Here is an 11,820-nt window from a genome sequence, read left to right as displayed (position 1 = left end):
CTTCTCTAATTATAAAAATGTTTTAAATGGTGATTGAATATTAGATGTAATGTTGTTGCTTATATTCGGCTGAGAAGACTGTGTTAATGTTCTTAATGGATTACTTTGCTGATCCGATGCTACAAAACCTGTGCTACTACCAAACGACTGACTTAAATTTGTAATCTCACTTGAGCCTGCCACCTGTTGCATCACCATTGGTAATAAAGCTTTCGCACCTTGGTCTTTCAACTTTTTAACAGATTCAATTTTTTGTTGTACCGATTTAACATTACTCGCAAGCTGGCTCAATTGCTTAAAACCATTTTTCAAAGTATCCGTTAAACCTTTAGTACCAGATTGAATACCAATATTCCCTTCTTCATCATTTTTATTTGGCCAATCTACTTTACGTTTAAAATCACTCGATTCATCCCATGGATCACGAGGATCAGGCTCAAATAAAACTTTGACTGAACCAGTCGCTAAACCTGAAACACGCGCAAAACCTTTATCATCCAACTTCCCATTGACAACTTTGCCCAAAGTGTCTGTGACTGTATAACCAGCCCCTTTAACAAATTCACCATGCGAATAATCATGTAATAACTCCAAAATACCTGAAGCACGTTTCGGTGGTGGTGGTAGATTAGATTTAGCACTAACACTTGCCCCGCCCTGAAACACATGCTGTCCAGCATTCACCTCAAACTTCCCACCTGTTTTTGGGAAAATTCCTGAATTATTCAGTGCAATTTGCGATGAACCACCTGTAATCACAACCTCTTTAGGACTACTAATCACAACTTTGTCATCAGTAGATGAAATGTTAATTCCCAGTTTGGCAAATACATCTAAAGCATCTGACTGTGCCTGAATCTCGACTTTACTCTGCGCTGCAATAGCTTTAATGCCACCTTGAGCAGCAAATAAACTGAGTTTGTTTTGCGCGTGTGCAATCAAATTCTTTTGCGTACTCAAGTTGATGCTATCGCCTGCAATTTGATTGATCTGCGAATCTGCTGATAAATGAATATCTTCAGGGGTACTTAAGGCAATCCCATCTTGTGAACTTAATAAAAGCAAGGCTTTATTGAATTTAGCAATTTTTTGCTCAAGCTGTTCTGTAAATTCTTTTAGTTGTTCAATTGATTCAATTTCATCCGTCTTTTGATTCTTGGCAATATCACTTAAGGCTTTACTGTTGGTCTGACTGCCTTCTAACTGTTTCTTGGCAATTTCAGCATCAAGATGATCACCTTTAGCTTGGTCTTGTTTATAGGTCGAAAGCAGTAAACCTTGCCCTGCACGTACTGCTCCCCATTGGTCAGTTCTCAGCTCAAAGCCTTCACCACGATCATCACTTTCCGCTTTGTCTTTAGGATGACTCAGTTTGCCCAAGTTGAGTTGGCTGGCGGCATGACTACTTTGTAACTGGCTACTGATTTGGCCAGTAGTATCGTCAAACCTTAGCTGATTGTAGCCACTGCCTTGATACTCTCGACTTTTGATTCCTGCCAGTTTCTTGGTGTCAGGAAGTTTACCTTTGTCATCAAACTTGCTTGGATGACGTTGCGCTTCATGGATGCGCCCAACCACAAATGGACGGTCAATGTTGCCATCAAAGAAATCAATCACAACAATCTCACCGATTCTCGGTAAGAATCGCGCACCATAGCCTTCGCCTGCCCATGGGGTCAGGACATCGACCCAAGCTGAATCTGTGTCATTGTCATTGGAACCCGCACCGCCATCATGGGTATTGTCTTCATTACGGCTAAACAGGAAGCGAACTTTGATACGCCCCCATTCATCAACATGGATTTCTTCTCCACTTGGCCCCACTACTTTGGCCCGTTGTGGTGATGCAATCGGTCGGTGTTGTAATGGGTTATAGGCTGGAACCGTGCTGATGTTACGACGTTGAATGGTTAAATTGCTGGCTTGACGTTCATCACTCGTGTTGCTGGTGATTTGACTTGTTTGCCAATTGCTTTGTTGAACTAAAGCGGTGACTTGATCAGTGAGATCTTTGGGTAAGTTATTTTGGTTATAAAAGCTTTTAGCCGTGATTAAAAATTCTTTGTCTGCACCTGAGTGTTGGTCAATCTCAGGGTGTTCATTCAGTTCAAACCAGTAACCAACATGTGCATCGCGCACAGTTGACGTTGCTGTAAATTGTTTGGCTTGTGAATCGTAATAGTTACTGAGGTTTTGGTTAAATTTTTCAATCTGACTGTTGCCCGATGGCGTTGCGCCATCTTCACCATTAAGGTCTTGAATCCATGCAGGGCTAAAATGCCATGCTTGTTCTAAAGCTAAACTGGCATTGTCATAATTTTCACTATGGCTGTGTTTACTTTGGACACTGCCAGCGCCTTCATCAATATCCAATACATCAGCTTGCCAACGTTGGATATACACTGAAGTCGGTTGAATGGAACGCTGACCAATAAAATTGGTGATTGAATCAGTTTTTTCTACGGCGCTGCTTCTATGAAAGCGAATATTGCGGCGTTCTAAGGCACTAAATTGCGAATTATCATCGATTAAACGAAGCTTTTGTGCTTGGATTTGTTCTGTTGAACTCGACACTTTAAGCTGGGCTTCATCGATCAGCCAGTTAATCCCTTCACTTCTCATCAAACGGGTCAGGAAGTCAAAGTCACTTTCAGATGCCTGCATAATGAATGGACGCACATCATAGTCTTTGCTCAGTCCACTCTTATCTAAACTTAGACTTGAAGCAAACAGCGGGCTGCGTTGTGCCCATTCTTGGAACACGGTCTGAATCACATCCACAACCGACTTATTCATAAATACTCGAGAGTTTCTACGATGTTTCCAAAGTGCTGTTGGGTCTTCTACAGTCAAACGATAGATGGTAAGAGAACCATCAGATGCGCCAATATCGGCTTGGGTCACAATCCCTGAAATACGGGTTAATTCGGATTTATCTGTGACGATATCAATTGCAGCTTGAGTTCCAATAAAGCTTTTTAAAGGGATAGTTGCTGACGTTGCAAGACAGATGAGTTGGAGCCGAACACCCTCATTGATTTGATGTGTTCCATCGATACGTTGTAGGAATACTTGCTGGCTCAACGCCGAATTAGAAAATTGTACGTGAATCGCACGTTTTTGTGCTGATAAGCCAAGCTGCTCCAAAGCAGCGTAAATATTGTTAGACATGCATTATTATTTAATTTTAAATTGTGATGTATTCTACTAAAAAGTTAGGCGGACTGTCTATACAGACCTGTCTATTTATTACTGGTTATTTACACAACACTGACTAGGTTTTGAATATGCCTTTTTTAGCTCAATATCATTATTGATAATAGTCATTTGCACTGATTAAAAGCTTGAAAGCGCGCTTAGAGTTTTTTCACCAAACATAAGTGATCAACAGCCCAAGATAAAAAGCTAAAATATCAAACGTATCCAATATTAATATTGGGTTCTTATTCACGCTCTAAAATACGGGGACCAGATCCTTGGTGTCTCAATACATCTTCTGGATTACGTAAAGGACATTGTTTTAAAGATAAACAACCACAACCGATACACCAATCCATTTCATCTCTTAAACGTGTTAGTTTTTGAATACGCTCATCTAAATCCTTACGCCAATGCGACGATAATACTGACCATTGTTCTGCGGTTAATTTACTTCCCATAGGATAAACACTTAATGCATTTTTAATTTCTTCCAGAGAAATTCCGACTTTTTGTGCAACCTTAATAATGCCAATATAACGTAAGACAATTGATGGAAAACGACGCTGATTTCCATTTGTTCTGATACTTTTAATTAGCCCTTTCGACTCATAAAAATGCAAGGTTGAAACGGCTACACCACTCCGTTTAGCCACCTCTCCTACTGTCATCATTCGATTAAAATCAATTTTTTCTTCTGCCTGCATTTTGATATTTCTCAACATTACTTGAGGTTTTATAATTCAGCAAAGTACATTTGTCAATTGATCTTAGCTGCCGTGCCTTTTCATCATTACAACTCAAAATACAAAAAAGCTATCGCCAATTTAAGCCATTGTAAAAATCTTATCTCTCCACAAATTTTCTGATCAAAGCCCATTGACCTAAATATAACTTGAGGTTTTAGACTGCTTGCCACAGCTGTTATGAATAACAACAAGCTATTAATTTTAAAGGTTTTAATCATCCAGTCTTATTTCTTCAGGAAATATTCTCATGCCATATTTCATTAAATTAAGTTTAGAAAGCCAATGGCTGTGGGCCATCAGCAGATGTTGTCTTGCGCTTCTATTTCTAAGTTCAGGACTTAGTAAAATTCTTGCTGTAGAAACAGGATTTTTGGAAATGCGGGCGGCTGGTCTAGAGCCTGCATGGTTATTTAATTATGCTTCTGCGTTGATTCTGCTTGTGGGCGCCTATTGTATTTTATTTGAGCGGCATATGTGGTTTGGCACAATGATTCTTTCAGTATTTTTAGCACTGACAATTGTGATTGTGCATCACTTTTGGAACATGACTGGTATTCAAGCCAATATCGCCTTTTACTTTGCACTTGAACATATTTCAGTGATTGGCGGACTTTTAGCGCTGACCATTGCCAGTCATTTTCGACAACAACTCCGCAACCTTGGAGTTGTCGCATGAAAAACAACAAATGGCTTTTTCTAATCGCGATCACTTTAATTCTCGTGGGTGTCGCAATCTATTTTTATTTAAATTCTCGTTCAAGTGAAACGCATCAATCTGGCGCTTACCCTCCAGTCAAAGTGGCCTTGAGTACAGTGGTCGAACAAAATATTCCACAAGTGCTTTCCAGTATTGGTGAGTTGGAAGCAATCCGACAAGTCAAAGTGTCAACAGAAACAACAGGTATGATCAAACAGATTTATTTCCAATCTGGACAAGCTGTTCAACAAGGTCAAATACTGATTCAACTCAATACCGATGTTGAACAAGCTCAATTAGGTCGCTTGCAAGCAAAATTGAAACAAGCTGAAATGGCCTATCACCGCAGCAAACTTCTGATTGATAGTCATGCAATTTCACGGGCAGAAATGGATACCGCATTGGCTGATCGAGATATGACGCGTGCAGAAATCCAACAGCTACAAGCCAGCATAAAACAGAAAGCGATTCGTGCCCCCTTTTCTGGTGTCATGGGAATACGCCAAGTACATCAAGGGCAATATTTAGAGGCAGGCACTGGTATTGCTAATCTGGTCGACTTTCGACAAATTCTTGCCAATTTCACATTGGATGAACAATTGGCATCAAGGTTAAAAATCGGACAATCTGTACAACTCAAAATTGATGCATTTCCTGAAAAGTCCTTTACAGCTGTGGTAAGTGCAATCGAACCGCTGATCACAACATCGCGAACTGTGCAGGGGCAAGCAATTTTAAATAACCATGATCAACAGTTAAAACCGGGCATGTATGCCAAATTAGACATCCAAGAATCTGAACTTCCAAGCTTGGTGGTTCCTGAAACTGCAATTACCTATACAGCTTATGGCAATACTGTCTTCCTTGCAAAACAAGACCATAACAAGCTGATTGTGCAACGTGTGGCGGTAGTGCTCGGTGAGCGCCATCAAGCCAAAGTTGTGGTCAAATCTGGGCTCAAAGCAGGTGATCAAGTTGTTGTATCAGGACAACTTAAATTAAGTGATGGTATGCAAGTTGAGCCGACCTTAAATACACTTGAGCATCCCCAATCTTCCTCGATCAAGCCCAAAGTCTAGGGAGATAAGCGAATGAAATTTACTGACCTTTTTGTAAAACGCCCTGTATTGGCCTTGGTCGTCAGCACATTGATCTTGCTGGCAGGCTTGTTTTCCCTGAATAAACTGCCTATCCGACAGTATCCTTTACTTGAAACCTCAACGATAAGTATCAATACAGAATATCCCGGTGCATCTGCTGAACTTATGCAAGGTTTTGTCACCCAACCCATTGCTCAAGCAGTGTCTTCGGTAGAAGGCATCGACTATCTCAGTTCTTCTACTGTACAAGGTCGCAGTGCTGTAACGTTACGTATGCAATTAAATCGTGACTCAACCCAAGCGTTAACAGAGGTGATGGCAAAGGTTAATCAAGTCCGTTATAAACTACCAGAACAGGCATTTGATCCAGTCATTGAACGTTCTTCAGGTGAATCTACTGATGTTGCCTATATTGGATTTTCCAGCGAACAACTGTCCTTGGCTGAATTAACCGATTATTTGTCTAGGGTGGTAGAGCCCATGCTGTCTACAATTGATGGCGTTGCCAAGGTACAGACCTATGGTAGTCAGCGTTTGGCTATGCGGATTTGGTTGGATGCAGATCGTTTGGCCAGTCGTGGGGTAACTGCCGCCGATGTCGCCAATGCGATCCGTCAAAATAACTATCAAGCCGCACCGGGTCAGGTCAAAGGCGAATTGGTGGTTTCAAATGTCAATGTTTCCACAGATCTCACCAGTATTCAGGACTTTAAAAATCTGGTGATACGCAATGATGCTCAAAATCTAATTCGTCTACAAGATGTGGCAACAGTTGAACTTGGCGCTGCTTCGACAGAAACAAGTGCCTATATGGATGGTAAACCTGCAATTTTTGTCGGTCTACAAGCGACGCCTACAGGCAACCCCTTGGTGATCGTACAGGGAATTAAAGATAAATTGCCTGAGATCCAAAAAACCTTACCACCGGGGGTTATAGTCAATCTTGCCTATGAAACAGCCCGCTTTATTGATGCCTCTATTGATGAAGTTTTACATACTTTTATCGAAGCGCTGATTATTGTTATTGCGGTGATCTATCTGTGTTTAGGTTCTTTACGTAGTGTCTTGATCCCTGTAGTGACAATTCCACTGTCAATGTTAGGTGCCTTGGGTTTAATGCTGTTATGTGGCTTTAGCATCAATTTACTCACGCTTTTAGCCATGGTACTCGCCATCGGCTTGGTTGTAGATGATGCAATCGTGGTGGTTGAAAATGTCCATCGACATATTGAAGAAGGAGCATCCCCAGTTGCAGCAGCTCTGATCGGGGCACGAGAAGTCGCAGGCCCTGTAATTGCAATGACCATTACACTGGCCGCAGTGTATGCTCCGATTGGTTTAATGGGTGGATTAACTGGTTCCTTATTCAAAGAATTTGCTTTTACTTTAGCGGGCGCAGTTTTGGTTTCAGGGATTATTGCCTTAACCCTATCTCCTGTTATGAGTTCATTTCTACTTCAATCCAAACAGCAGGAAGGTAAAATGGCAAAAGCAGCCGAATGGTTCTTTGAACATTTGACTCAGCTTTACAGTACATTGCTCAATTTTTCATTACATCATCGTTGGATCACTGTGGTTTTTGCGATCGCTATTTTTATTAGCCTTCCATTGCTTTACCAACTTCCTCAAAAAGAATTGGCGCCCAATGAAGATCAAGCCAGTGTATTGGCAGCCATCAAAGCACCACAACATGCCAATCTGAATTATGCTGAGCACTTTAATCAAAAACTTGATGAAATCTTCTGGACTTTCCCCGAAACCAGTACCACGTGGATTATTAATGGTACAGATGGGCCTGCATCAAGTTTTGGTGGAACAACCCTTTCGACATGGTCTGAGCGAGTGCATTCTGCGGATGAAATTCAACAGCAACTTCAAGCCAAAGTTGGTGATGTAGAAGGCAGCAGTATTTTTGTATTCCAAAATCCTGCGCTTCCCGGTTCAACAGGTGGTTTACCCGTACAAATGGTGTTGCGTAGTGCACAAGACTATTCAACCATTTATCAGGCGATGCAGAACATCAAGCAAAAAGCCCGTGAAAGTGGCCTTTTTGTGGTGGTCGACAGTGATCTCGACTTTAATAACCCCGTGATTCGAATCGAGGTTGACCGGGCCAAAGCCAATAGTCTGGGTATTCGTATGCAAGATATCGGTGAAGCCTTGGCGACATTGGTTGGGGAGAATTATATCAATCGTTTTAGTATGCAAGGTCGTGCCTATGATGTGATTCCTCAAAGCATCAATACACAACGTTTGACAGCTCAAGCACTGACACGACAGTTTATTCGTACCGACCAAGGTACACTGATTCCCTTATCGACTGTGGTCAGTCTAAGTGAACAGGTAGAACCCAATAAACTCACTCAATTTAATCAACAAAATGCTGCAACTTTTCAAGCAATCCCCGCCGCTGGGGTTTCCTTAGGTCAAGCTTTAAGTTTTCTGGAACAGGCTGCATCTGAGTTACCGACTGGATTTAGTTATGACTGGCAAGCCGATGCACGTCAGTATGTACAGGAAGGTAACGCTTTGATGTTTGCATTTTTAGCCGCGCTGATTGTGATTTATCTGGTTTTAGCCGCTCAATATGAAAGCCTAATGGATCCATTTATTATTTTAATTACGGTTCCGCTGTCGATCTGTGGCGCATTAATCCCCTTGGCTTTTGGACTTGCCACAGTCAATATCTACACTCAGATTGGTTTAGTCACACTGATTGGACTGATCAGTAAGCATGGTATTTTAATGGTTGAGTTTGCCAATGAATTACAAGTTCATGAAGGTTTAGATCGGCGAGCGGCCATTCTAAAAGCTGCTCAAATTCGTTTACGTCCAATTCTGATGACCACGGCGGCAATGGTGTTTGGGCTGATTCCTCTCCTTTTTGCCACAGGCGCTGGCGCACATAGTCGCTTTGGTCTAGGGCTTGTAATTGTCTGTGGTATGTTGATCGGGACCTTCTTTACGCTTTTTGTCTTACCTACCATTTACAGTCTGTTGGCTCGTCAACACAATCAAGACCTTCACTCTAGCCGTTTACAAGAGCTACAACAGATTGACCAACAGGCGCAAAAATCATGACGTTGAGTGGGCTGAACGGCCAGCATACTGCTGCCTAAGCTTCTGTATATAATCAGATCGCTTGAATATAATTTTTTATTGATAAAGTTCTATATCTATAGAACTTTATCAATTTTTTAATGCGTGATTCTAGCTACTGATTTAGAGCTATTGATTTAGAGCGACTGATTTTTCACTACTTTGTTCACTCATATTTTTACAGTTGGGTTTTGCCGATTTGATTGTTTTATGATTCTAGAATCTCATTTCGAACCCTGCTTTGATGGTACGACCGGGAATCGGCATACCGATCACTGTACCAGGGTCAAAGTTATAACGATTGGTTAAGTTATCAACATTAAACGAGAGATTTAGATTTGGATTCAGTTTATAGCTCGCAAAAATATCAACTAAGGTTTCCGAAGAAATTTCGGTCACTGCACGCCCACTCACCCCTGTACCCTGTAACCAACCTTTAGGATTTTTCTTTTCAGAATGATATCTGGCACGTACCCCCACATTGAGTTTATTTTCAAACAAACTCTTGCCTAAGCTAATATTAAAAAGTTTACGTGGTGGCAAGCGTGTTGAAATCAGACTCCAAGAATCTCCGACCTCATTACAGTCATCTTTCGTCGCTGGGCATACTTTCGGCGCTTGATATAAAGTTCCGTTCATGTTTACAAAGAAACTTGGATGCTGATAAGCAAGATTAAGCTCTAAACCTTTCAATACAACTTGCTCATAATTTAGGAAAGTATATGAGGTGGTATAAGGTAAAATAAAATCTGGCGTGATCTCATTAACAATATCTTTACGTTTTACTCCTTGGGTCAGGAAATTTTGGGTTTGATTACGGAAATAATTGATATTGAATTTTAACTGATCTGCTTCAGTGAAAACGTTATCGTTGTGCCCAATAAAGCCAAACTCAACAAGACGAGAATTCTCTGATTTAATCGGCAAATCTGGATCATAACTAAAAGTTTGTTTGGAAACTGTCGATTCAAACAAACTTGGACTGCGGTACATATTGGAGAGTTTTGCATAGACATCAATACCATTCAGCAACTGATAATTCAGCTGCGCCATCCAGTCGATCTTTCCATCATAATCTCGAAGCGCATAGCCTTTGTCATTTAAATCTGAATTGGCGACCGGTCTCATTGCGACATACTGGTCTCCATAATCCTTAACTTTTGCCTTATGCCATTTACTGCCTAAACTCAGGGTAAAATCTTTAAAGATATAATCGCCATTGAGAAATAAAGAGGATTCTTGACGTAATCCATCACGTGCGATTTCAGTATCAATAAGATTTTGTGGCTTCATCCGTTGCTCGTCATATGTCAGACCATAATTCAAGGTTAAAGCATCAATTTTACTGGTGTTTTCTAAATTAATCCCACTACGATAGTCCTGAAAACTTCCCCAGTATTGGTCGCCATAATGAGAATTGGCTATGCCAAGCATGCCATTGTGCTGGCGATATTTGGCATTGGTATGCCAAACCCCTAACTCTAAATCAAACCACTGATTATTCTTGGGCTTATAGGTATAGTTGGCACTGAATGCATTAATCGCTGCGGTTCCAAGGGACCATTGTGGCATGGTATATGCGCCCTCTATATATTTGGGTAGAACATAATCACCATCGATGTATCCCCAAGGTGGAGAGTTGGGATCAATCACTTGCGATCTATTCCAATAAAAAGCCATGACCTCACCCGCTTTTTGCATATGGCGGCGCATATTCACTTCAACACGATGTTCGTCTGTAATATTCATACCCGCTTTGATGATGCCTGAATCACTTTTATAACTGGTATTTACCACCTCTTGACCGGGTCCAACATCAACAATATCGCGCGCTTCATAATAATCAATGCCATGTTTTCCAGCATAGTAATTGCCGACTTCGCGTTTACTATAAGCAGCGACCAGATCGAATACATCATTCCGATAAGCAGCAGCGATTGTGCCAGCGCCATTTTGAAAATTATTCGAGGACAGTTTATTACGAAGCAGATAAGACATCTGCTCACGCTCATTATCTGAAGTCTGTGGTGCTTTGTTATTGTTATAAAAACTGCCCTTTAGCATGACACCTGATTGACGATTAGGCAGCAAAATATCATTTGCACTGAGGGTACGCATTTTCACGATTCCGCCAATACCACCCACACTAAATTTCGCTCGCGATGCGCCTTTTTCGACTTCAATCTGACTAATCAAATCCATATCGATATAAGTTCGATCACTCTCTCCTTGATAGCCTCGAAAGGTATGACTGGATTGTAGGCTACCATCAATAATTACAGGGACACGCCCCTCACCTTGTACTCCACGGATACCAATATCAATTGCACCCGCTTCGTTACGTAGGCTATTGACTTGTACGCCAGCGATATCAGAAAACACATCACCATTCCCCGTGCCTCTAAATCGGCTAATGTGTTCACGATTCAGCTGTGTTGTATTGACCTTTTGTTTTTGTTGTACAGCATTGACTTTAATCTGAGGAAGCGTAACAACATCACTGTCCGTATTATTGAAAAGCGAAGGGTTATTTAACGGAGTGCTTGTATTTGCAATCGCAGTGTTTTTCTCTGTATTCGGTTTAGCTGAGCCAGATTTAGCAATTAAGACATAAGTCGCACCTTGCTGCTCTACCCGAAAAGGATGATCTGTAAGTAAATAATCGAAGCCTTGCTTTACACTATAATGCCCGGTAATTCCTTTACTTTTTAACCCTTTTAAAATATTTGCATCATAACTTAAGGCAATACCCGACTGTGCTGCAAAACTTGATAACACATAGCCCAATTGGTTCTCTGAAATTTGATAATATTTTTCTGGCGCTTTTTTCGCTGCCATTGAAACATTGGGAGTAATTTGTGCATAAACACCACTGATGCAAAAGCACTGTATTAACATGGCCAGAGTTTGTTTTTTAAACTTCATAGGAACGCCCACACTTGTGAATGATTTTCATTTTCAATAATCATTACCCAGT

General features: G+C 41.1%; 6 protein-coding genes. 3 read left to right on the top strand and 3 right to left on the bottom strand.

The features are described 5' to 3' along the window. Positions 1 to 9 precede the first annotated feature (9 nt). Both ACQ7EO_RS05155 and soxR read right to left on the bottom strand, forming a co-directional pair. Positions 10 to 3,171 carry a type VI secretion system Vgr family protein gene (locus tag ACQ7EO_RS05155; RefSeq protein ID WP_434279068.1) on the bottom strand — a complete coding sequence of 1,054 codons (3,162 nt, stop codon included), beginning with the start codon at positions 3,169 to 3,171 and terminating at the stop codon, positions 10 to 12. A gap of 272 nt (positions 3,172 to 3,443) precedes the next feature. Next, positions 3,444 to 3,905, bottom strand: coding sequence for a redox-sensitive transcriptional activator SoxR (soxR, locus tag ACQ7EO_RS05150; protein ID WP_154130881.1), 462 nt, complete (start codon positions 3,903 to 3,905; stop codon positions 3,444 to 3,446). Between the two features lie 289 nt (positions 3,906 to 4,194). Here soxR and ACQ7EO_RS05145 point away from each other — a divergent pair, with 289 nt between their 5' ends. From ACQ7EO_RS05145 to ACQ7EO_RS05135, 3 genes are read left to right on the top strand one after another with little or no spacing between them, the layout of a single operon-like run. After that, the gene (locus ACQ7EO_RS05145) at positions 4,195 to 4,623 is read left to right on the top strand and encodes a DoxX family protein (RefSeq protein WP_434279067.1); all 429 of its coding nucleotides are present in this window, start codon (positions 4,195 to 4,197) and stop codon (positions 4,621 to 4,623) included. After that, positions 4,620 to 5,723 (top strand): efflux RND transporter periplasmic adaptor subunit, encoded by a 1,104-nt coding sequence (locus ACQ7EO_RS05140; protein ID WP_434279066.1) that lies wholly within the window; start codon positions 4,620 to 4,622, stop codon positions 5,721 to 5,723. The genes ACQ7EO_RS05145 and ACQ7EO_RS05140 overlap by 4 nt, the downstream gene beginning before the upstream one ends. A 12-nt stretch (positions 5,724 to 5,735) precedes the next feature. Further along, entirely contained in the window at positions 5,736 to 8,825 is a 3,090-nt protein-coding gene (locus tag ACQ7EO_RS05135) for a MexW/MexI family multidrug efflux RND transporter permease subunit (RefSeq protein WP_434279065.1), read from the top strand. A gap of 234 nt (positions 8,826 to 9,059) precedes the next feature. Here the strand turns inward: ACQ7EO_RS05135 and ACQ7EO_RS05130 are convergent, their stop codons facing one another. Next, entirely contained in the window at positions 9,060 to 11,768 is a 2,709-nt protein-coding gene (locus ACQ7EO_RS05130) for a TonB-dependent receptor domain-containing protein (RefSeq protein WP_434279064.1), read from the bottom strand. Between the last annotated feature and the right edge of the window lie 52 nt (positions 11,769 to 11,820).

The sequence above is a fragment of the Acinetobacter sp. CE-15 genome (genome assembly GCF_051059255.1).
GTDB lineage: Bacteria > Pseudomonadota > Gammaproteobacteria > Pseudomonadales > Moraxellaceae > Acinetobacter > Acinetobacter guillouiae.
Note: the sequence above shows the minus strand (reverse complement) of the source record. Positions and strands in the feature narration are given on the sequence as shown.